Source organism: Acinetobacter halobius, assembly GCF_044130335.1.
GTDB lineage: Bacteria > Pseudomonadota > Gammaproteobacteria > Pseudomonadales > Moraxellaceae > Acinetobacter.
The window spans coordinates 1-22,391 of record NZ_JBIQOD010000030.1 but is presented as its reverse complement, the minus strand read 5'-3'; the positions used below and the strand labels follow the sequence as shown (position 1 = coordinate 22,391).

Sequence of the window (22,391 nt, the reverse complement as noted above, 5' to 3'; positions counted from 1 at the left end):
AGTATTCTGATGTGACAAAACCTGAATCCTTGTAGTTGAAGTGTTTGTTCGCACTTATATTTTAACTACTTTGGACTCAGGTTTTTTTATTTAAGTCTAACTATGGGACAGCAGTGATACTACGGCGCTTTTTTAGTTGATCGATAAATGTGGTTTGTTTTAGGTCTTCTTCGTGATTTTTTTTAAATTTTAAGCCTTTGGTTAAATCCTTTGTTAAAACTTGTCCAATTTTATGTAATAAAGCCATACCGTGTTCCCCAAAATGTACAGTGATGCCTATTGTGTTAGGCGTTAGTGTAATCGCAGGAGAATTACTTATATTTACTATGTGATTCCTAAATGTTTGTTTTTAAAACAAACAAATTAAATAAAAAAATAAACTCCGCATTTAGCGGAGTTTATGTGACTGATCTAACACTTTAAAAATAGTGTTGTTCAAGCTTATTTCTCTGTTTCAAACAAAGCAGCAACAAAGGATTTTGCAGAGAAAGGGCGTAAGTCGTCAATTTTCTCACCCACGCCAATGAAACGAATTGGAACATGCGTACGACTGGCAATATTAAACAGCACACCGCCTTTCGCAGTGCCGTCGAGTTTGGTAATCGTTAGACCTGTCAAACCAACCGCCTCATCAAACATTTCTACTTGATTAATCGCATTTTGACCTGTTCCTGCATCAACCACCAACATAACTTCATGTGGCGCAGTTGCATCAATTTTTTGCATGACACGTTTTACTTTGGTCAACTCTTGCATGAGATGACCTTTGTTATGTAAACGGCCTGCGGTATCTGCAATTAAAACATCAATCCCTTTGGCACGTGCACTTTCAAACGCATCGAAAATGACAGAAGCACTGTCAGCACCATGACCTTGTGCAACTACGGCAATATTATTGCGCTCGCCCCAAATTTGAAGCTGCTCGGTCGCCGCCGCACGGAAAGTATCCCCCGCAGCAAGCATCACTTTTTTGCCTTCACCTTGTAAACGCTTTGCCAATTTACCAATAGTTGTGGTTTTACCTACACCGTTTACACCCACCACCAAAATCACATACGGTGTTTTGTTTGGGTCAATATGCAAAGGTTTAACACGCGGCGCGAGTAACGCTACCAACTCTTCTTGAAGCGCTTTATAGAGCGAGTGCGAATAAATTAAATCACCACGTGCAGTACGTTCAGTTAAGTTAGTAATGATGGTTTTCGTTGCATCAACACCAATGTCTGCAACTAAAAGTTGCTCTTCAACTTCTTCAAGCAGTTCATCATCAATCTCCTTACCTCCGATCAAAATATTGACCATACCATCAGCAAGGTTTTTACGGGTTTTGGTTAACCCTTCTTTCATACGGCTAAAGAAACCGCCTTTTGCAGACGCCTCTGCTTCTTCTGAGCTTGTTTCAGCAACCACAACTGGACTAACAACTGTTTGCTCTTTTGTTTCAACGATTGGCACATTGACCACAGGTAAACTTGGTAATGTGACATCGTCATCCCCGATATCAGCATCAATCAAAAATTTGTTCTGCTCATTAGATTGCTGTTGCATGCCGAATCCTTGAAAAGCACTGCGTTAAAAAAGACGGATTCTACCATAAAAGATAGGCTTTCGCTTAGTAACAATACTTTATGTAAACACTTAACAAATCAATACTTCTGGTGCTTGATCTACTTCGCATTTTTCTTAAGAATGGTTATTTATTGAAATGCTTTCACTTCAACCTGAGCCCCAATTTTATATGCATCACTTATTAGTCACGCATTCTTATAAAAAAAATTTAGTTGCACTGGGTTTAACTCTACTTTGTTTACCTATAACAAGCTATGCACAAATACGTAGTGAGCTTACTCGCAGCAGTTTTGAAACTACTTTAAGCAATGGCTTACAGGTGATTATCCGTGAAGATCATCGCTCCCCAATGGTCATGACCCAAATTTGGTACAAAGTCGGTAGCACTGATGAGTCAGGAAATACAACAGGTATCTCTCATGTACTAGAACATATGATGTTTAAAGGAACATCTAAAGTGCCGAACGACGAATTCAGTCGCTTGAGTCGTATCTATGGTGGCAATGTCAATGCGGCCACATTTACCAACTACACCAATTACTATCAGCTTTATCCAAAAACATACTTCCCCATGGCTTTAGAGCTAGAAGCCGATCGCATGAACAATCTTCTGCTACGCCAACAAGACTTTGACCCTGAAATTAAAGTGGTGATGGAAGAACGACGCCTACGTACCGATGACAACCCACGTTCACTCGCGTTTGAACGTTTCAAATGGATTTCTTACCCAACTAGCCATTATCGTCAACCCGTCATCGGACACATGAAACACTTGCAAAATATCACTCTAGATGATGTTAAACAGTGGTATCAAAAATGGTATAGCCCCAATAATGCGATCTTGGTGATCGTGGGTGATGTCAATGCAGAATCTGCCCTTAGACAAGTTCAAAAATACCTTGGCGATATCAAAAGTCAGCCTACACCTGTACGCAATGATGTGACTGAGTTTGAAAACATTGGCTACCGTCACATGGAACAGTATAGCAATGTTGAAGTGCCCAATTTATATATGGCTTGGAATGTAAAATCGCTTGCAACAACAACCAATTCAGAAGACGTTTACGCGCTCACACTCATTCGCAGCTTATTAGATAGCGGAGTCAGTTCCAGGTTGCAACAGCGCCTTGTTCGTGACAAAAAGCTGGCTACCGCACTCAGCGTGAGCTATGACCCCTATAACCGTGGTGACAGTTTATTCACCATCTCAGCACTACCTGTAAATGGCGTAACACTGCCCGAACTACAAAAAGCCATAGAGCAAGAAATTGACCTACTCAAAACAGAACTTGTTAATCCTAAAGAATTAGAACGTATTAGCACACGATTTGTTGCCAATCTTATTTATGGCCAAGATGACATAGTCGGGCAAGCCAAACTGATCGGAAATTTAGCGGTAAACGGTATTGATTACCGCATAATGGATCAACTTCCACAGCGTTATGAGGCCATCACGCCAGAAGACATTCAACGAGTCAGCCAAACGTCTTTTATAAAAAATAACTTAAGCACCTTATACCTCCAACCAGAAACTCAGGCAGAAAAATGATGGAGAATAATATGTCAAAGTCTAAGCTTTTATTTCTTGCATTGTCTGCCTTTTGTACGACCAATGTAATTGCAGAAATCAATACAAATCCTATAACCAATGATGATCCAAATTCATTACAGTCTATTTCGTCATTACAAAGCCTAAAACAAGTCAAAACAGCTGAACTCTACACAGCGCCGCATGTCCACGAGCTAAAAAATAAATACAAAGTTCGAAGTTTATTCGTCGAATCACCAGCCCTTCCAATGGTAGATATTCAACTCACCTTTAATGCAGGTTCTGCACGGGATATAGAAGTCGAAAAAGGACTTTATGGCGTAGCAAATATGGCGGCGCAGTTGATGGATGAAGGTACAACTCAACATGATGCTGTAGAGATTGCCAACACCTTTGAACACGTCGGCGCACGTTTTAGTATGGCTGCACATCGAGACATGTTTGTGGTTCGACTGCGTTCTCTATCTGACCCAAAGAAGCTTGATGCAGCTGTCAACACCATGCTTGAAGTCCTAAAAGATTCCACCTTCAAAAACAATAGTATTCACTTAATGGTGAGTAATACTCAAGTAGGACAAAAACAACTCAAAGAAAGCCCAAGTCGTTTGATGAGTATTCGCTTTTACCGTGCATTATATGGTTCGCACCCCTATGCAGAACCGATTACTGGTACCAATGGCAGCATTAAAAAAATTAGTACACAACATTTAAAAAAGTTTCGTGATGAATTCTTGGTCAGCAAAAATATGAACATAGCCCTTACAGGCCAACTCAGCGTAAAACAAGCCCAGAAACTGGCTGAACGAATCAGTGCCGCACTTCCGCAAGGAGAAACTGCAAAAACACTTGCCGTTCCACAAGACAAATCAGACTTTGATATTCAACATATTGTATTTAATTCAGCACAAGCTCACGTCACGATGGGACACCTCTCCACCACACGTGATGACCCTGACCGCCTAGCACTCGAACTGGCTAACCGCATGTTTGGTGGTGGCGGATTTAATTCAGTCTTAATGAAAGAACTTCGCGTTAAACGAGGCTATACCTATAGTGCAAACAGTAGTTTTACATTTAGTCAGGCCGCTGGGAGCTTTAGCTTGAGCTATTCAACCCAACAAGATCAGCTGATGGACAGTATCCAAGTAGCGCATAAAGCACTGGTCGACTTTGTTCACCAACCCATCGACGCACAGCAACTCGAAGAAACCAAAGCTGGTATGTTACGTAGCTTACCCAATAGCTTTAGTAGTAATGCCAATATCAATGCCCAACTGGGTTCTATGGGTTTTTATCATCAAAATATTAACTATTTGTCTGACTATCCGAAACGTCTCGCCGAGATTAGCCCAACAGATGTTCAAAATGCGATACGTAAACACTTGCACCCTGAAAAGCTTACCCTAGTTATTGTAAGTAAGAGCTTAGACAAAGTTCAACTTAGACATATTTTAGAGCTAAATCTTGATCCCAATATCAAGCAAAGCATGCCTCATCCTGATCAGATTCCTGCAATTATTGAACCTCTGGAGCCAATGCCGGAAGCTGCTTTGCCCGACTCTGCTCAAACTGATGAGCCTGCATTAATCTAAAATAATCAATATAAGTAATGCGGGTTTCCTGAATAAGGCTTTGCGCCATCTCTTGAGTTTCTGGGAAAACAGCTTGATGCGACAAACGACGGACATTTTCAAATTGGGTTGGAGAAATAGGTCGAGACAAAGCGAAGCTAGATATCAGCAGAATGACCAGAATGATCAATAACATGAGACCATTATAGATTTGTACCAGTGTAATCTGTGTTTTTAGTTTAAAAATTTTTTGGATCGCAATATGCATAACCTACCTCTAGTTGAACTAGTGTAAGTAGCGAATTGCAGAATCACAAGTTGAAATGCTGAAAAATATCCCCATTAATGGTTAAAGAGAACATAATTTCAGCAAGTCATCTTGTTTCCAAACATGAAGCTTAGCTAACAATGCTACGAATCACTGCGAAATAAAGGACCAAGGCAATCACAACCAATGCAATGACAATGGCGAAAGCCCCTACGCCATTTTCTGCATCAGAAGGATGAGCTGGGTCATCATCTGCAATTCGTACCAGTTCGCCATTGTAGGTTTCATAAAAATCAACCCGTTGATTTTCATCAAGCTGTCTTGTGAAATCGTATACTCTTTTACGCTGTGCCAAACAAAAATCCCCGAGATGAATTTCTTGATGGAAAACTGCTTCATCTAATTGTGTGCGGTGATACTGTGCCAATGCGACAATTTGCGAAACAGTTGGAGGCATATCAAATTCAAAACCGTCTAATGTCTTTGTCATGTTATTCTCCTTATAAATTACAGTTTCCTGTTTTATTATCATATTCAATCTTTTGACTGTTCATTGTTTAATCATGTAAACTGTAATATATAAAGTATAAGTGACAATATATTTGACAATTCAAGCAATTTGTAATAAATATTTAACATTAGCGTGATATTTATATCTAAAGGTAAAAATACCTTTAAGTGATCATAATTAGAATAAGGAGCTTAATATGATTCAACAAATCTCTCATCATGACCTAGAACATGCGTATGCGGATGCAGTAAACACCATTCAATCACAAATGAACTTTGTCGAAGCGGTACAACAGTTAGAAAGCGTTGCTCGTGCTGGTCACGGTAAAGCTGCCCTATTTTTAGCTGAGCTTTATTACCAAGGTTTCCGCGTAGAACGCGACTCGCTTAAAGCACAATATTGGCAACAACTTGCCACCATGAAAGCATAATAAAACGTCACTTAGGTGGCGTTTTTTTTGAACCTAACATTTTGAAATGACATATTTATTTACATAGTAATGCAAAGCTTACACTGAACTTTCATCTTATTTATTTAAAATGGGCTCATGTTTCTTACACGACATAAGGCTATGTACAAAATTTTGAAACTACAACCTATTTCAAATCATTTATATTTAAAAATTAACATTTTAAGAGGCATGATGTACTGCGGTATCCTATGGGGACTTTACCACCCCGAACAACAAGGCTGGGCGATGACTTCGGATCATGATGACTATGTTTTCCCTTTCTGGCTCAATGGTTTACATGCGCACCAATATGCTCAACTTCACTGGCCAAACTATGTGCCTAAAAAAATTACCCCGCATGATTTTCAAAGCGCTTTAATGCCTACTCTGTCACGCTTAAAAGTCACACCTGCGCTATGTAATGGTACAAAACGTATTAAACTCAGTACGTCTCAAATGCGTCACTTTTTCTTTAATGACAGTATTTTATTGCCAGCTTAGTTCTGATCCTAAAAGATAAACACAGAGAAGTTGTTTATCTTGTTGGCAGAAATGACTGCAAAGTATTTGCTTTTTTTAAAATTCGCGTTAATTTAAATATAAAACAATAACCACAACAAAAGGATATATCCTATGACCAATGTCGCTCAAGTCTTACATGATAAAGTACATAAAGATATTTTCACCATTAGCCCTGATGCTACAGTATTTGAAGCAATTTCACTTATGGCAGATAAAGGTATTGGTGCGGTTGTGGTCACTCATGAACAACAAGTGGTTGGTATATTGTCTGAACGCGATTACATGCGCAAAGTCATGTTGATGGAACGTAGTTCAAAACAAACTACCGTCAAGGAAATTATGACAGCAAAAGTGCTGACCGTCACAACCTCGGTAACTGTCGAAGAATGCTTAGATCTTATGACTGACCGTCATTTACGTCATTTGCCTGTGGTTGAAGAAGGTATCTTAATCGGCTTTATTTCTATTGGAGATTTGGTTAAAGCCGCGATGGATGACCAAAAGAAACTGATTGATCAACTCCAGCAATATATTTCAGGTTAGCTCTAAGCTTTATATTGGAAAAAAACTATAAAACAATAATTTAAAACTTAGATTAGCATTTGAAGTGCAACACCATGTTGTTGCCATAATACCTGACTCGGACTTTTAAAGCTGAGTCTTTTTCTTGGGCGATGATTTAAACGTTGAGTGATTTCTGAGATATATTCATCCGTATAGGCATTTAAATTACTGCCTTTTTTAATGTATTGTCTGATTAAACCATTTGTATTTTCATTCGTGCATCGTTGCCAAGCGCTATAAGAATCAGCAAAATACCAGTCTAGTTCTAATTCTTGAGCAACATACTTATGCAGACTAAACTCCTTACCATTATCTGCGGTAATAGTCTTTAGCTGATCTTTGATTGGCTTAAGAAGGCTGATAGTTGTTTGGCAAATTTCCTCTGCCTTGCGTGAGCTACACTTTTTCAGCCATAAATAACCTGTCTTCCGATCCACAATAGAGACCAATGATTGCTGATGGTTCTTACCAACAATCGTATCTATTTCCAGATCACCAAAGCGATTCCGCCGCTCAATCTCGATAGGTCTATCATGAATGCTTTTACGATTACTCAGCTGACCACGGGTTTCAGGAGAGCCGTATTTCCTCTTTCTTTGATTTCTGAAACGTAGGTGATGAAAGAGTGTACCGCCATTGTTTTTATCCTGTCGTATAAAGCGATAAATTGAATGCAAACTGACTGGAACATGAGAAGCAATCTGTTCAGGATTCCATTGAAGATCAAGATAAGAGATGACATGTGCCCACATTTCACAAGGGATTCTTTTAGGATTAGGACAATGTCGTCTTCGAGCTACTTTATTGGCATGTTTAGCGAAATAGCCATTTCTAGCTCGATTACGTTTGATTTCTCTAGAAATGGTTGAAGGTGAACGATTCAGTCTCCAAGCGATATAACGTTTAGAAAAACCTTCACGTAACAATGTATAAATCTGATATCGTTCTTCTTGGGTAAGATGAGTATAGTTCATGATGCAACTTTGACTTTGGTCGGTCGGAAGCAAAATGCTAGCTCATCTTGCTTCTTTCCAATAATTTAATCTCTGTTGCACTTCATTTGAGAATCTAAGAAATAAAAAATCCCTGCGTTAAGCAGGGATTTTTTATACAAACCTATTATCAGCTTTAACTCAATTTAAGCCCAATTTAGCTGCAACATAGTCTGCATCTTTGTCACCACGACCAGAAATATTGACCACAATTTTTAAATCTTTACTGAGCTTTGGCGCTTCACGAAGTACCCATGCCACTGCATGTGAGCTTTCAAGTGCAGGAACAATCCCTTCAACACGAGACAAGCGCATAAATGCATCTAGACATTCTTGATCAGTCGCAGTGGTGTATTCAACACGACCTAAATCTTTCAGCAGACTATGCTGTGGACCAACACCAGGATAGTCGAGACCTGAAGCGATGGAATGTACTGGTAACGGTTCACCCTGCTCATCTTCAAGGACATAACATGCCATACCATGAATTTGACTTGGCTTCCCTAAAGTTAAGGTTGCTGAGTGCATATCGGTATCCAAACCATGACCAGCAGGCTCTACACCAATCAATTTCACATCTGCATCGTTTAAAAATGCTGTGAAAGCTCCAATAGCATTCGAGCCACCACCCACGCACGCGACTACATAATCAGGGTTTGAACCAAAACGCTCATGCGTTTGCTCTTTAATTTCTTTACCAATAATCGACTGGAAATCACGCACCATCATTGGAAATGGATGCGGTCCTACAACAGAACCAATAGCATAAATATAATTGGTTGGGTCTTTTAAATACTCTTCAAAAGCACTATCTACTGCATCTTTGAGGGTTGCAGTACCACGTGTTACTGAAATAAGTGTTGCACCGAGAATTTTCATCTTGACGACATTGGGATGTTCTTTTTCAATATCGACCTGCCCCATGTGGATTTCACATGGAATACCCACCAAAGCACAGGCTGTTGCTAGTGCAACGCCGTGTTGTCCTGCACCCGTTTCTGCAATAACTTTGGTTTTGCCCATATATTTTGCAAGTAGCGCTTCACCCAAACAGTGATTAATTTTATGTGCGCCTGTGTGGTTTAAGTCTTCACGTTTGAGGTAAATCTGTGCCCCACCCAACTGTTCAGATAAGCGTTTCGCATAAAACAAAGGACTTGGACGACCAACATAGTGCGAAAAAAGATCAGCAAGCTCGGTTTGGAATGCCAAAGTTTCACGGATTTTTGTGTAGGCAACATTAATCTCGTCCATTGCCTCTTTCAAATGTGGAGGAATAAACTGTCCACCATAAGCCCCAAAAAAGCCCTCTGTGTTGGGCAAAGCAATACCGTTTATTTGATGATCCATTTGACGATCCTATTTTTTAAATTTGCTTTATATCAGTCAGTTAGCGAGCTAAATACTTAGTCATATCCTCAACGCCTTTTAAAGTCATTGGGTACATATGATCTTCAAAAATTTGCTTAATTAAACCAATCGTATGGGTGTAATGCCAATAACGATCTTCTTCTGGATTTAACCATGCAGTTTTCTCAAAATGATTGCGTAGGCGGTGTAGCCAAACACTTCCTGCCTCATCATTCATGTACTCAACCGAACCACCAACTGAATTGAGCTCATAGGGTGCCATTGAAGCATCTCCCACCACAATCACACGATAGTCGCGTCCATAAGTATTGAATAAATCCCATGTATTCATGCGCGTAGTAGAACGACGAACATTATCTTTCCACACATAGTCATATAAACAGTTATGGAAATAGAAATATTCTAAAGTTTTAAACTCAGTTTTCGCTGCACTAAAAAGTTTCTCGCATTGAGCAATGTGTGAATCCATCGACCCACCCACATCAAATAACATTAAGACTTTAATACGATTACGGCGCTCTGGTACAAGTTGCACATCAAGTATGCCTTGCTTCGCCGTTTCACGAATCGTGCCGTTAATGTCCAACTCTTCAGCAGCCCCTTGTCTCGCAAACTTGCGCAAACGTCGCAGTGCCATTTGCATTTGCCGAGTACCGAGAATCTGCTCATCATCCAAGTTCTGATATTTGCGTTGTTCCCAAACTTTTACAGCAGAACGTTTACGTCCCGGCCCGCCAATACGCACCCCTTCAGGATGATCACCATAAGCACCAAAAGGAGAGGTTCCTCCTGTGCCAATCATTTTGTTTCCACCCTGATGTTTTTTATGCTGTTCCCGTAGACGTTCTTCCAGCATTTTCATCAGTTCTTCTAATGAACCCGCTTTTTTTAACTCTTCACGCTGCTCTGGAGTTAAATGTTTTTCTAAGAGTTCTAAATCAAACCAATCTTTAGGGAGCTGTTGGACTTTATTGAGTAAATCATCCAAATCAAAAGTTGAAATGCCATCAAAATAGTCCTTCATGCCTCGGTCAAATTTATCAAAGAAGCGTTCATCCTTCACCATAATGGTTTTGGCGAGTTGATAAAATTCGTCTTGATCGGCAAAGACTAAACCTGAAGCGACAGCCTCATTTAGATCAATTAGTTCACGTGTTGAGACAGGAACACCGTATTTACGTAAGGTATAAAACAAGCGCACAAACATGCGTGTTTCTCCTTTAACGACGCGACATAAAGGCTAAACGTTCAAGCAACTGCACATCTTGTTCGTTTTTAATGAGCGCACCATACAAAGGCGGAATTGCTTTGGATTTGTCATGATTACGCAATACATCTTCTGGCATGTCATCTGCCATCAGCAAGCTTAACCAGTCAATCAACTCAGAGGTTGATGGTGGTTTTTTTAGACCTGGAACTTGACGTAATTTGAAGAAAATTTGCAAAGCCTCATTGACCAAAGCCGTTGAAACTTGCGGGAAATGTACATCAATAATTTCACGCATAGTCGCTTCGTCTGGAAATTCAATATAGTGAAAAAAACAACGGCGCAAAAATGCATCAGGTAGTTCTTTTTCATTATTTGAAGTAATAATCACAATTGGACGCTGTGATGCTGTAATAGTTTCGCCCGTCTCATATACATAAAAAGACATCTTGTCCAATTCATGTAATAGGTCATTTGGAAACTCAATATCTGCCTTATCAATTTCATCAATCAATAAAACACAGCGTTCTTCACTGGTGAACGCTTCCCACAATTTACCCGGTTTAATATAGTTTTTAATGTCATAAACACGGTCGTCACCCAATTGGCTATCACGCAAACGCGAAACCGCATCATATTCATATAAACCTTGCTGAGCTTTTGTGGTTGACTTGATGTGCCAAGTCAACAATTTTAAGCCTAAGCTTTCAGCCACTTGTTCTGCCAGTAAAGTTTTACCCGTACCTGGCTCACCTTTAACCAATAAAGGCTTTTGTAAGCTACGTGCAGCTTTTACAGCAAGTTTTAAACTATCGGTAGCGATGTACTGATCCGTACCCGTAAATTGTTGCGTTTCAACAGACATGATTAAACCTTATTTTTTTATTAATTACAGTGGTGAATGAGGGTTACGGACAACTGCTTTGGTTTTATTTGCCACATATTTTGACCAAAAGAAACCGATCACAAGCCCCACACCCATGACAAACAGAATCAATGACAAATTAGACCAAATGAGTGGTGAGTCTTTAGTTAACACACCAAATAACAAACCAAAAATGGCAGGTGCAATTGCTGCATTGGGACCTTCAGAAACTGTTGGTGTCAATAAAATGGCAAAGATCATCATCCATGTAATGCCACCCAACAGCTTAGGCAGGCGTGTGGCAATGGAATACCAACACCACAAAATTAGCAGACTGCCTAAAAGATATACTGTGACAGCGATGCTGTCTTCAGGAATTGAATCAAGTATTGAAAGAAAACTATCCACTGTACAACTCCTGAATTATACTTTATGCGCCACGGAGGCCTTCTGGTTCTACTGCGTTCGGATTAATCAATCCTTCTGGAGGCATTTGTAAAAAGAAGCCTTGAGTTTGGATTGAGTCCATGACATGCAATACATTTACACGTGCTAATTTACGTGCTTCACTCAATTCAAGATCCATCACAAAACTTGCGCGACCAAATGCACCACGAACAGCTTCAGGCAAAACATTCAATGGGCTAAACGATTCAACTGCTTGATCAGCTTCAGTTGGACGAGCAATATAAAGATACATTTCATCTTTTTTACTCGATTTATAAATAGAACATTGCATATCTAAAACAGCACTCAAATAACTCAAGCCACAGGATACATCAAATAAAAGCAACTGACATTAGTCATGATTAACGCATCAGTCGTGATTTTGTATAAATATCTAAACTTGAGACCAATTGACTAATTATTAATCCATGACTTTCATTTGGGTAGAAAGATAACTTTCATCACGGCGCAATAGTTGAATCAAAGGCTGAGTCAATAGTTCATAACGCCAGCCCAATAAGTAGTCAGGCAAATCTTGTTCATCATTATGAAAAACCACATGCTGATGTAAGGCATTCATCCACTTTTTGCGCATCAGCACTTCTTTAGGAATCGTGGTCTCATCCACGACATTTTGAATTAAGTGATCAATTTTTTCACCAACATCTTTTGAGGAATGTCGAATTGGTCGTGCCATGCGTAGTGGCCAATCCGCTTGCTCAGGTAAAAACTTCACCAGATCTAAAATGGTTTTACCATGTTCTCTCACAATGTTTGGACGTATATCTTTAACGCCTGATAACTGGAAAGCATTTTTCGGATTCTTCTCAACCAGATCAATCATGGTTGAGTTCTTTAAAATAAAACTACGTGGCGTATTAAGTGCTTTTACCATCTGTTCACGCCATACTGCCAACTGTTGCAACTGCATTAACTGACGACGTGAATGTCGATAGTTACCAATATCTTGATAGAGTAAATGCAAAGGTGTTTCTGTCGCAATTTCTTGCGTTAGATGCTGACAGTCCTCGAGAGCAAAGTTGAGGAGTGACTTTGAATTTAGTTCTTGTTTAACTTTTTCTGAAAGATTCATCAAATACAGCACGTCATTTGCAGCATAGCTGAGTTGTGCAGGGCTGAGTGGGCGTGCCAACCAATTCGAACGGGTCTCCCCTTTATCAATGTCGACATCCAACATTTGCTTCAATGCATTTTGATAGCTAACCTGTAAGCCATGTCCTAAAAACGACATGCCAACTTGAGTATCAAATACGTTGTTTAAGGTTTTATGCTGCGCATAATGATAAATCAGGTCGATATCTTCACTACAGGCATGAAAGACATTTTGCTGTGCGCGAAAAAGTTTATTCCAAAATTCAGTTAAATCGAGTGTTGTCCCATCGAGTAAATAAATATCATTTGCGACATTGATTTGGAATACACCCAACTTTGGCCATAAGGTGTCGACTTTTATGAATTCTGTATCGAGTCCATAGACTGCGTTACGATCCATTTTTTCTAAGACTGGAATAAGGTCTTGTTGATGCTGAATAAATTGAAACATATCCTACTGCGTCTAATGCTAGATGCTCTTTTGGGTTATCTTACCTGAATAAGATCATTTAGCTATCAAGATTTCTATTGGTTTTTTAATTATTTGCCGTTTTTTGTGATTTTTTTATACAACCAAACTCAAATTAATATTTTTTTTATCTTACTAAAGCATTTTTCGTATCAAAATAAAAAATGAAACAAGTATCGAAATACTTATTTCATTCGCATTCTGTTATGTACAGCTTGGCTTAAAGTATGACTATCGACATATTCAAGTTCACCACCCTGTGGTACGCCTTGTGCGATACGGGTCATTTGAATAGGCAAATGCTTCGTTGCCTCCACCAAATAGTGTGCTGTAGCTTGCCCCTCAACAGTTGCATTGGTCGCCAAAATTACTTCCGTTACTTTGCCATCGCTTAAACGCTGAATCAGATACGGAATACCAATTTCTTCAGGCCCAATACCATCAAGTGGAGATAAATGCCCTCCTAATACATGGTATTTACCGCGAAAACTGCCACTTTGTTCAATTGCCATCACATCTGCTGGTGACTCAACCACACAGAGCAATTGATCATCACGCTCATGCGAGACACAAATATCACAGACTTCATTTTCCGTCAGAGAGTGACACAAGCTACATTCATGAATATAGCTCGTGGCTTCATTTAAAGCATGTGCAAGACCGATTGCGCCTTCACGATTTTTCATAATCAAGTGAAGCGCCATGCGTTGAGCCGACTTCGGCCCAACACTTGGCAAAATGCGTAAAGCTTGTACCAATTGATCGAAACGATCACTAAACACTATAGGTATTCCTTTATTAGAATAAACCTGCAAGACCTGGTGGCAAGCCTGCGCCAGAGTTTGCAGCTTTCATGCGCTCTTCAGTGATTGCTTCTGCTTGACGTGCAGCATCATTCATTGCAGCAGCAATTAAGTCTTCAATCATATCTGCATCATCTTGCAATAATTCAGGATTGATTTCGATACGCTTTACGACATTGCGGCAAGTCATCGTCACTTTCACCAAACCACCACCTGCTTCGGCATGCACTTCTGTTTGTGCAAGCTCTTCTTTGGCTTTCTTGATATTGCTTTCCATGTCTTTTTGCATGCGTTGTGCTTGCTGCATAAGCATATTAATGTTCATTAAAATCTCCGAACATAAAATTAAAAATTAGATTAAGTCTAAACCACGTGCGATATCGCGAATAATATCATCAATGTCTTCTAAACCAACAGATACCCGAATTAAACCTTCACTAATACCCGCTGCCTGTTTTGCCTCAGCCGACATTCTGCCATGAGACGTCGTTGCAGGATGCGTAATCGTAGATTTTACATCCCCTAAGTTACTGGTAATTGATAAGAAACGAGTATTGTCAATGACTGTCCAAGCCCCCTCACGCTCACCTGTCACTACAAAAGAAACCACGCCACCAAAACCAGACTGCTGTTTCTTTGCTAGCTCATGTCCCTCATGGTTTGGTAAACCAGCGTAATACACTTTTTCAACTTTTGGATGTGCATCGAGCCATTCTGCTAACTTTTGCGCACTGGCACAATGTGCTTTCATCCGTAAGCTTAAAGTTTCTAAACCCTTTAAGAAGATCCATGCATTAAATGGGCTCATAGAATTACCCAGTGTACGAATAACACCGTTAATTTCTTCAACCAATTTATCTTTACCTACAACGGCCCCACCTAAAGCACGACCTTGACCATCAATATATTTCGTTGATGAATAAATGATCAGGTCAGCACCAAACTTAATGGGTTGCTGTAAGATTGGAGTACAGAATGTATTATCGACTGCAAATAAAGCATTATGTGCATGAGCAATATCAGCAATTGCCTGCATATCACCCACTTGAGCCAATGGGTTCGACGGTGTTTCAATAAATAAAAGACGTGTATTTGGACGAATCGCTTGTTTCCAGCCGTCTAAATCTTCCAAATCTACGAATGTAACATCGACACCAAATTTGATGACATATTTTTCAAACAGCGAAATAATCGAACCAAATACAGCCCGTGAACACACGACATGATCACCCGCTTTTAAATAAGCCAACGTCACTGCATGTACTGCGGCCATACCCGAACTGGTTGCTACTGCGCGCTCAGCACCATCTAATATAGCTAAACGCTTTTCAAATGCTTGTACCGTTGGGTTGGTATAACGTGAGTATGTATTCCCCTCAATTTGTCCTGAAAATTTAGCTGCTGCATCTGCCGCATTTTCACAAACGAAAGAAGATGTTAGGAAAATTGGCTCACTATGTTCCCCTTCAAAAGTACGTGTGTGACCGGTACGAATCGCTAAAGTGTCTAATTGGTATTCGATGTCGTCGTATTGGCTCATTTCTCTGTGTTTCAGTCCAAAGACTGCCTTTATAAAGAATTGCCAACATTTTGAGCGTCTAGGCTATTTAAGGTCAAGGTAAAATACGCAAATATTGATTAGACTTCGATCAAACTTTCTACTTATTTGAGATATCAACCCTATGCAGAACTTAAAAACTAAAATAAATAATCTGTCCACGCGCATTTTTAAAGGGAAGTCACTCGTTCTGTCACAAAATACGCCCTATGAAGTGATTGAAACATTTGACCTGACTCAAATTCGCTATTACGCCCCAGAAGTTCGCAAGTACAAAGAACCTCTGGTTTTCGTGGTTCCTCTCGCCATCAATATGTCCATTTATGACCTTTACCCCTATCGTTCTTTGGTTAAGTATTTCCAACAGCAGGGTTTTGCTGTGTATGTAATTGACTGGGGCAAATTAAGTTTCCGTAATCGTCATTTTAATTTTTTAACCTTTATTGATCATTACATCCCGCTATGCATTCAAAGCATTTTAAAACATAGTCAAAGTGATCAAATTTCACTACACGGCTGGAGTATGGCAGGTATATTTGTGAGCTTATATACTGCTCTACATCAGCCCAATTTCGTGAAAAATTTAATGGTATTGGGTAGCCCAATTGACAGCTATAAATCTGGGCGAAATGGACAGTTCTTTGCATATCTCAATCGAATCATTTCAAAAAGCAAAACATTACAACAGCAAATTTATCAGGGCAAAATACCGAAGCGTCTACTTCACACCTCAGGTGTTTTAAATACGATTGGTTTTAAAATGGTTGACCCTATAGGCTGGTTTCAAAGCCACAAAAACTTGTTACTCAATTTGGACGACAACGAAGCTTTATATGAACACGCCACTATTGGTAGTTTTCTTAACCGTATGATTGATTATCCTGGTGGCATCAACCAAGACATGTTGTTTAATGTTTGGCTACGTAATCCACTCAAAACAGGAGTAATCACATTAAATAAGAAAAGCATAGCTTTAAAAAATATACAGTGCTCATTGCTTGTTGCCGCAGGCACAACAGACCAATTAGTTACTACAGAAGCCGCTAAACCACTCACCCAATTGACAAGTAGTACTGATGTCACGTTTACTCTCATCCCAGGTGGACATTTAGGACTGATGTCAAGTCAACGTAGTGCCGATGAATTTTGGCCAAAACTGGCTCAGTGGTTAAGTGAACGTTCAACTAATATTTAAATACTAAGGTTTGACATGATTCAGTCAGTTGCATTTATCGGTCTAGGCGCGATGGGGTATCGCATGGCATCACACTTACCCAAACACTTTGAACAAGTTTGGGTATGGAATCGCAATTTTGAGAAAGCAAAGCAACATGCTGAAGCTTATGGCACTCAAGCTGTAGACCTTGCAAAAGCAGTACAAGCCGATGTAGTTTTCTCATGCCTTCCTACCAGCCAAGACATTGAAGAATTACTTGATCAAGTACAGCTTAAATCTGGTAGCATTTGGGTCGATTGCACCAGCGGTGTACCGTCTTCTGCAAAAAAAGTAGCTGAACAACTCAAACTACAAGGTGTAGATTTTTTAGATGCACCAGTCAGCGGCCAAACCATTGGTGCAGATAATGCAACCCTTACTGTCATGATTGGCGGTGAGGCTACAGCATTTGAGCGTGCACTACCTGCCATACAGGCATTTGGCAAACTGATTAAACATGTAGGCGAATCTGGTGCAGGTTTTGCAGTCAAAGCTGTAAACAATATGCTTCTGGCAGTCAATCTATGTTCCGTTGCAGAAGGTTTCACCACCTTAAAAGCCCATGGGGTCAACTTAAATGAAGCCTTAGACTGTATTAATGCATCGAGTGGTAAAAGTGGTGTGACCGAAACAGTTTTACCACAACGAATCCTAAACCGTAGTTTTCCTCTAACTTTTGCACTGCCTTTATTGGCCAAAGATACAGGTATTGCCGTTGACTTAGTTCGCGAAGCCAAACTATCTGCGCCAATAATTGGACTAGCACAAAGCTTGATTCAGGCCGCCAGCGATTTATCTGAAGCAGACCGTGACTTTTCTTCTGCCATAAAAATGTACGAAACATGGAGCAAAATTACAATTGAGTAAGAACTCACCATTGAATAAACAAAACCAACCCTTATAAAGTAGTAATGTGACTACATACAATGTTACAAACTGAGGAAATTCTCATGAAAAAGTTGACTGTAGCGGTTTTTGCCAGTCTTGCAACATTCATCGGGGCGCAAAGTTTTGCAGCATCACCTGAGCAAGAGTGTCAAAAATTAAAAGATGATCATGATGTCATTTATGCATCTAAAGGATTCTGCTTTAAAGATCCTGAGGCGAAAGCAAAATTTGGCAATGACAATTGCTACACTACCAAACCAAAGTTCTCTGAAAAAGAGCAACAACGCCTTGATGCCATCAAAGAGCGTCAAAAAGAATTAAACTGTAAGTAAATTCAGTTTAAGTAAAATTTAAGGAATAGACATGGCTTACGATGAGCAAAACATTTTTGCACGAATTTTACGTGGTGAACTTCCAGCCATTAAAGTATATGAAGATGACCAAGTCCTTGCTTTTATGGATATTATGCCTCAAGCAGATGGTCACACCTTAGTGATCCCCAAAACACCTGCTGTGACACTGCTTGATCTGCCTGCCGATGCCGCAGCCTACACCATTCAAGTTGTGCAAAAAGTTGCAAAAGCCATAGAAGTTGGTTTAGATGCAAAAGGTATTGTTCTTATGCAATTATCTGGCCCTGCGGCTGGACAAACCGTTCCGCATGTACACTTCCACCTTATCCCAAGTTCTGTGCATGAGCTCGGTAAGCACGCCCTACAAATGGGTGATCAAGAAAAAATCAAAGCGCAAGCAGAAAAAATTCGAGCCGCTTTGTAATTTTTCAGATCAAATCAAGGAGCTTCGGCTCCTTTTTTGATATCTAAAAATAATTAATATCAACCACATAAAACTCAAAACCACACTTTAACAATTTATCGCCGAAATGCCTTTGACTTTAAGTTGTTTAATATTTTTGTAATATTTCTTTAATATTAATGACTTATTTGTAATCAATAATGAGCGCCAAGAGACAGAAGTCTGATGGATAAAAGACGACTGAATAACCTTTTATAGACGAATCAACAAAAAGTCTTTCTTGGAGCTACACATGAAAAAAACACTTTGCGCATTAGCAGTTGGGGCAACATTACTTACACCAGCTTTAACAATGGCTGCTGACGTAAAAATTTATGGCCGTGCGCATGTTTCTTTAGACTATCTTGATGATGGTGCTGACTACAACGAAGTTGGTATTTCTTCAAACTCTTCACGTCTAGGTTTCAAAGCTGAGCAAGAACTTGAAAACGGCATGACTGTATTCGGTCAAATTGAACAAGAAATTAACTTTGCGAGCGGTTCAGCAAATAGTGATCTTGAATTTGCAACACGTGATACTTTCGTTGGCTTAAAAGGTAACTTCGGTCAAGCACGTGTAGGTCGATTTGACAGCCCATTCAAAGCAGCACGTGGTCCAGTTAACTTCTTCGGCGACATGGTTGGTGATGTACGAAACGTAACACGTGTAGGCAACTTGAAGTTTGATGAGCGTAATGCAAATACCATCGAATATAAGTCACCTAAATTTGGCAATGGCTTTAATGTATTAGGTGCTCTTTCACTTCACGAAGCGAATAGCCCAGATGCTACAAAAAATGGCTCTAAAGACAAAGATAAAGCATACGACTTAGCTTTAACTTATAAAGAAGGCAACGTAGACTTCGCTGCTGCATACGAACACTATGAAGAAGAAGCAACAAGTGGCGAACGTGATGGTTTCCGTATTGCTGGCGCATATAAAATCACACCTGATTTTAACTTAGGTGGTATGTACCAATTTCTTCAACATGACAACTCTGATGCAAACCCTGACACGCAAGTATTCGGTGTAGCTGGTGAATATAAATTTGCACCAAAAACTTTAGTCCGTGGCGAAGTATTCTACCGTGATGTTGATGCTGATGATGCAAACTCAACATTACTCGCTGTTGGCCTTGAGCACCGTCTAGACAAAGCAGTACGCGTCTACGGCAACTTAGCAACTGTAATCAATGATGACAAGTCGAACTTAACACCATGGAAAGAAGGTCGCACAAACAGCGTAAGTGGTGTCGCAGGTGAAAATAGCCTTGGACTTTCTCTCGGTATGCGTTACGACTTCTAAGTTAAGCAGTCCAAAAAATTAAAAAAACACGCTTCGGCGTGTTTTTTAATTTAGAATTTTAAACAATAAAAAAGCCATCATAGAATGGCTTTTTTATTATGAATTTAGCGCTTTAAGAAACCCGAAACTAAATTCAATACCTGTTGGATATCTGCATTGGCCTCTTGTGGATTAGTTTGTCCTGCCTGAGGGGTTAAAGAATCAATGATCTGCGGTAAAACTTGTGAAATAGCACTATATACATCTTGTTTAGGCGCATTGACTTGTTGTGCAACCTGTTCTACATCAGCATCATTAAACAGGTTCTGTACCTGTTCTGGATTTACGCTGGCATTTTCTCCTGAGCCAGTCGATACCCAATCATCCACTTGACTGCTTAAGCCTTGCCCTTTGAGCTTATCTAAAGCCGCTTGTAAACCACCTTGCTGTTGAATCCACCCCAAAATCAAAGGCAATACAGCGATCAATAAACTTTTTCCACCACCTGAAAACCCAGAGTTCTGAGCATTTGACGTTTGTTGTGACTGCGCACCAGTTAAACCACCCAACACCGAACCTAAAATATCACCCAAACCACCCTGTGATGATTGCCCTGATGTATTTGTTCCAAGTTGTCCCAATACAGAGCCCAAAATTCCACCCAAACCGCCTTGTTGGTTTGACTGTTGCTGCCCTCCCATAGCCTGCTTAGCCAAGATTTCTATAATATTATTAAGGTTCGTCATCGTTTTATCCTTTGTAAGTTTTAAAACAGCATACGATGTTTAAATGGAGCCTACACGGATAAATTGTTAATTTTTGCTATGACTCAAGTCATATACGTCCTACTACCAACGAAATTTGTTCCAGTTTTCAGGGTTCGCCCAAAATTTTGAATTAAACCAATCTGGCACATGCTTATAAGTTAAAATATTAAACTGCCATAACGCAAAGTCTTGTTCGTGAGTTGTTTTATCTATGAGTTGAGTAAAGCCCAAAGCACGTAACAGTTGCTCATCTTGTAACTGACTGACCACCACAATCCGCTTTGCCATCAAATCTCTTAAACGCACCAATACTTGTGATTTTTGTTGCTCATTCACATTTTGCATTTCAATTGTATCCAAAAGCACGAAACCCAAGTCATAGCGCTGTGTAAAAGGCAGACTTAAAAAATCAGATACGCTAAAATATTGCCATTGAATAGATTGATGATGATCTGGGCTAAGATTTTGCCCAATGCATAATGCAGTTGAAATAGGCTGTTCTTGAGATAAATCGTCTAGCATAGAAGTAATGACGTTCAGTTCAGCCATAACCGCATCCTTAATATTAAGTGAGTAATTCTGTATGGAACTTCAAGGCATTTGCCATAAAATGCATGCAGGTCTTAAGGACCTTAGTGTAACTGATCAACATACACACAAGGCAAATGTTGAATATAAATTTATTTTAGATCGTTCAGAAGTTGACCTTCCTTTTAACTTAGGTCAAGAAATCGAAATCGAATGGACTGGTAAAATCTTCTGTGTCTCGTGCGGTGCTAAAACGTCTAAATCTTTTTCACAAGGTCATTGCTTCAAGTGTTTCAAAACTAAGGCCTCTTGTGACATGTGTATCATGAAGCCAGAAACCTGCCATTATCATTTAGGGACTTGTCGCGAAGATAGCTTTGCCCATGAAGTATGTTTTCAACCACATATCGTCTATTTGGCGAACTCAAGCGCACTAAAAGTTGGTATTACCCGGATTAGCCAAATGCCAACCCGTTGGCTTGATCAAGGAGCCACTCAAGCACTACCCATTATGAAAGTAGGCTCACGTCGCCTTTCAGGTCAGCTCGAAATCATGTTTGGAACGCAGGTTGCAGACAAAACCGATTGGCGTAAATTACTCAAGGGTGAAGCTGACCCATTAAACTTGATTGAAGTCCGTGAACAATTGCTCGAAGAGTTTTCACCTAAAATCCAAACCATTCGAGATGAATTTAGTCAGAATCTTGAGTTCAATGAAACGGTCGAAATTTTGGAAACCGAATTACCACGTGAATTTGTTTATCCAGTTGAGCAATATCCAGAGAAAATCAAATCTCACAACCTAGATAAAACTCCAGTCATTCGTGGCAAATTGCAAGGCATCAAAGGTCAGTACCTAATTTTGGATACTGGCGTAATTAACATACGTAAATATTCAGGCTATGAGCTCAAAATCCGTGCTTAAGCGTACTTCTCCCTAAGGCGAATTACTTCCCTTTAGATATAAAAAAACCTCCCATGTGATCTGACCCCATAAAGTTGGACGAATTAATTAAGCAGCTTTTAAGGACTGAGTTCTGTACTGTACGGGACTCAATCCTTTTAATTTAACCTTGATTCTT

The 22,391-nt window shown here is 39.7% G+C and carries 27 protein-coding genes and 1 pseudogene; 11 read left to right on the top strand and 17 right to left on the bottom strand.

The window, feature by feature from the left end; all coding sequences use genetic code 11:
• Positions 1-115 precede the first annotated feature (115 nt).
• Positions 116-274: pseudogene (locus tag ACE01U_RS16585) on the bottom strand (nitroreductase family protein); the annotation flags it as partial.
• Positions 275-441: 167 nt separating this feature from the next.
• Positions 442-1,548: a signal recognition particle-docking protein FtsY gene (ftsY, locus tag ACE01U_RS16580; protein ID WP_291375280.1), complete on the bottom strand. Its 1,107-nt coding sequence runs from the start codon at positions 1,546-1,548 to the stop codon at positions 442-444.
• 190 nt (positions 1,549-1,738) lie between these two features.
• Here ftsY and ACE01U_RS16575 point away from each other — a divergent pair, with 190 nt between their 5' ends.
• Positions 1,739-3,118, top strand: coding sequence for a M16 family metallopeptidase (locus ACE01U_RS16575; protein WP_395579972.1), 1,380 nt, complete (start codon positions 1,739-1,741; stop codon positions 3,116-3,118).
• An 11-nt stretch (positions 3,119-3,129) separates the two neighbouring features.
• On the top strand, positions 3,130-4,710 hold the full coding sequence (locus ACE01U_RS16570) for a M16 family metallopeptidase (RefSeq protein ID WP_395579971.1): 1,581 nt from the start codon (positions 3,130-3,132) through the stop codon (positions 4,708-4,710).
• On the opposite strand, the gene ACE01U_RS16565 is transcribed toward ACE01U_RS16570, so the two are convergent.
• A complete protein-coding gene (locus ACE01U_RS16565) occupies positions 4,634-4,957 on the bottom strand; it encodes a hypothetical protein (protein WP_110975740.1) in 324 nt (107 codons plus the stop codon). The two genes, ACE01U_RS16570 and ACE01U_RS16565, sit on opposite strands and share 77 nt — an antisense overlap.
• A gap of 130 nt (positions 4,958-5,087) precedes the next feature.
• Complete coding sequence (locus ACE01U_RS16560) at positions 5,088-5,447, bottom strand: hypothetical protein (protein ID WP_086209174.1); 360 nt, start codon at positions 5,445-5,447, stop codon at positions 5,088-5,090.
• A gap of 217 nt (positions 5,448-5,664) precedes the next feature.
• On the opposite strand from ACE01U_RS16560, the gene ACE01U_RS16555 reads away from it, so the two are divergent.
• The 3 genes from ACE01U_RS16555 (at position 5,665) to ACE01U_RS16545 (ending at position 6,984) form a co-directional block, all read left to right on the top strand.
• Entirely contained in the window at positions 5,665-5,898 is a 234-nt protein-coding gene (locus ACE01U_RS16555; RefSeq protein ID WP_004697075.1) for an SEL1-like repeat protein, read from the top strand.
• 141 nt (positions 5,899-6,039) lie between these two features.
• Positions 6,040-6,420, top strand: a complete 381-nt coding sequence (locus ACE01U_RS16550; RefSeq protein WP_395579970.1) for a DUF2750 domain-containing protein — start codon at positions 6,040-6,042, stop codon at positions 6,418-6,420.
• Between the two features lie 132 nt (positions 6,421-6,552).
• Entirely contained in the window at positions 6,553-6,984 is a 432-nt protein-coding gene (locus ACE01U_RS16545; RefSeq protein ID WP_110975742.1) for a CBS domain-containing protein, read from the top strand.
• Positions 6,985-7,031: 47 nt separating this feature from the next.
• Here the strand turns inward: ACE01U_RS16545 and ACE01U_RS16540 are convergent, their stop codons facing one another.
• The 10 genes from ACE01U_RS16540 to ACE01U_RS16495 all read right to left on the bottom strand — a co-directional run bounded on the left by ACE01U_RS16540 (position 7,032) and on the right by ACE01U_RS16495 (position 15,812).
• The gene (locus ACE01U_RS16540) at positions 7,032-7,979 is read right to left on the bottom strand and encodes an IS30 family transposase (protein ID WP_395579969.1); all 948 of its coding nucleotides are present in this window, start codon (positions 7,977-7,979) and stop codon (positions 7,032-7,034) included.
• A 159-nt stretch (positions 7,980-8,138) separates the two neighbouring features.
• Positions 8,139-9,347 carry a tryptophan synthase subunit beta gene (gene trpB / locus ACE01U_RS16535; RefSeq protein ID WP_086209171.1) on the bottom strand — a complete coding sequence of 403 codons (1,209 nt, stop codon included), beginning with the start codon at positions 9,345-9,347 and terminating at the stop codon, positions 8,139-8,141.
• A 40-nt stretch (positions 9,348-9,387) separates the two neighbouring features.
• Positions 9,388-10,575 (bottom strand): vWA domain-containing protein, encoded by a 1,188-nt coding sequence (locus ACE01U_RS16530; RefSeq protein ID WP_086209170.1) that lies wholly within the window; start codon positions 10,573-10,575, stop codon positions 9,388-9,390.
• A gap of 13 nt (positions 10,576-10,588) precedes the next feature.
• A complete protein-coding gene (locus ACE01U_RS16525; RefSeq protein ID WP_058869668.1) occupies positions 10,589-11,440 on the bottom strand; it encodes an AAA family ATPase in 852 nt (283 codons plus the stop codon).
• 24 nt (positions 11,441-11,464) lie between these two features.
• Positions 11,465-11,848, bottom strand: a complete 384-nt coding sequence (locus ACE01U_RS16520; protein ID WP_119065058.1) for a hypothetical protein — start codon at positions 11,846-11,848, stop codon at positions 11,465-11,467.
• A 22-nt stretch (positions 11,849-11,870) separates the two neighbouring features.
• Entirely contained in the window at positions 11,871-12,179 is a 309-nt protein-coding gene (locus tag ACE01U_RS16515) for a YcgL domain-containing protein (protein ID WP_086209168.1), read from the bottom strand.
• A 129-nt stretch (positions 12,180-12,308) separates the two neighbouring features.
• Positions 12,309-13,451 (bottom strand): ribonuclease D, encoded by a 1,143-nt coding sequence (locus ACE01U_RS16510; RefSeq protein WP_395579968.1) that lies wholly within the window; start codon positions 13,449-13,451, stop codon positions 12,309-12,311.
• A 203-nt stretch (positions 13,452-13,654) separates the two neighbouring features.
• A complete protein-coding gene (recR, locus tag ACE01U_RS16505) occupies positions 13,655-14,251 on the bottom strand; it encodes a recombination mediator RecR (RefSeq protein WP_086209166.1) in 597 nt (198 codons plus the stop codon).
• A 16-nt stretch (positions 14,252-14,267) separates the two neighbouring features.
• On the bottom strand, positions 14,268-14,597 hold the full coding sequence (locus tag ACE01U_RS16500; protein WP_004984648.1) for a YbaB/EbfC family nucleoid-associated protein: 330 nt from the start codon (positions 14,595-14,597) through the stop codon (positions 14,268-14,270).
• Between the two features lie 27 nt (positions 14,598-14,624).
• Positions 14,625-15,812: an O-succinylhomoserine sulfhydrylase gene (locus tag ACE01U_RS16495; RefSeq protein ID WP_086209165.1), complete on the bottom strand. Its 1,188-nt coding sequence runs from the start codon at positions 15,810-15,812 to the stop codon at positions 14,625-14,627.
• 142 nt (positions 15,813-15,954) lie between these two features.
• On the opposite strand from ACE01U_RS16495, the gene ACE01U_RS16490 reads away from it, so the two are divergent.
• From ACE01U_RS16490 to ACE01U_RS16470, 5 genes are all read left to right on the top strand, one after another.
• On the top strand, positions 15,955-17,025 hold the full coding sequence (locus ACE01U_RS16490; RefSeq protein WP_395579967.1) for an alpha/beta fold hydrolase: 1,071 nt from the start codon (positions 15,955-15,957) through the stop codon (positions 17,023-17,025).
• Between the two features lie 15 nt (positions 17,026-17,040).
• Entirely contained in the window at positions 17,041-17,913 is an 873-nt protein-coding gene (locus ACE01U_RS16485) for an NAD(P)-dependent oxidoreductase (protein WP_086209163.1), read from the top strand.
• An 83-nt stretch (positions 17,914-17,996) separates the two neighbouring features.
• Positions 17,997-18,266, top strand: a complete 270-nt coding sequence (locus ACE01U_RS16480) for a YARHG domain-containing protein (RefSeq protein WP_078426548.1) — start codon at positions 17,997-17,999, stop codon at positions 18,264-18,266.
• 31 nt (positions 18,267-18,297) lie between these two features.
• A complete protein-coding gene (locus tag ACE01U_RS16475; protein WP_086209162.1) occupies positions 18,298-18,711 on the top strand; it encodes an HIT family protein in 414 nt (137 codons plus the stop codon).
• Between the two features lie 271 nt (positions 18,712-18,982).
• Complete coding sequence (locus tag ACE01U_RS16470; RefSeq protein ID WP_086209199.1) at positions 18,983-20,035, top strand: porin; 1,053 nt, start codon at positions 18,983-18,985, stop codon at positions 20,033-20,035.
• Between the two features lie 104 nt (positions 20,036-20,139).
• Here ACE01U_RS16470 and ACE01U_RS16465 read toward each other — a convergent pair whose 3' ends face one another.
• Positions 20,140-20,760: a YidB family protein gene (locus ACE01U_RS16465; RefSeq protein ID WP_119065053.1), complete on the bottom strand. Its 621-nt coding sequence runs from the start codon at positions 20,758-20,760 to the stop codon at positions 20,140-20,142.
• A gap of 102 nt (positions 20,761-20,862) precedes the next feature.
• On the bottom strand, positions 20,863-21,330 hold the full coding sequence (locus ACE01U_RS16460; RefSeq protein ID WP_086209201.1) for a DUF6231 family protein: 468 nt from the start codon (positions 21,328-21,330) through the stop codon (positions 20,863-20,865).
• A gap of 34 nt (positions 21,331-21,364) precedes the next feature.
• Between ACE01U_RS16460 and ACE01U_RS16455 the strand changes: the two genes are divergently transcribed.
• On the top strand, positions 21,365-22,234 hold the full coding sequence (locus tag ACE01U_RS16455) for a DUF2797 domain-containing protein (protein WP_110975748.1): 870 nt from the start codon (positions 21,365-21,367) through the stop codon (positions 22,232-22,234).
• Positions 22,235-22,321: 87 nt separating this feature from the next.
• On the opposite strand, the gene ACE01U_RS16450 is transcribed toward ACE01U_RS16455, so the two are convergent.
• Positions 22,322-22,391, bottom strand: a 70-nt coding sequence (locus ACE01U_RS16450) for an IS3 family transposase (protein ID WP_395578955.1), incomplete at its 5' end; no start/stop codon positions are given.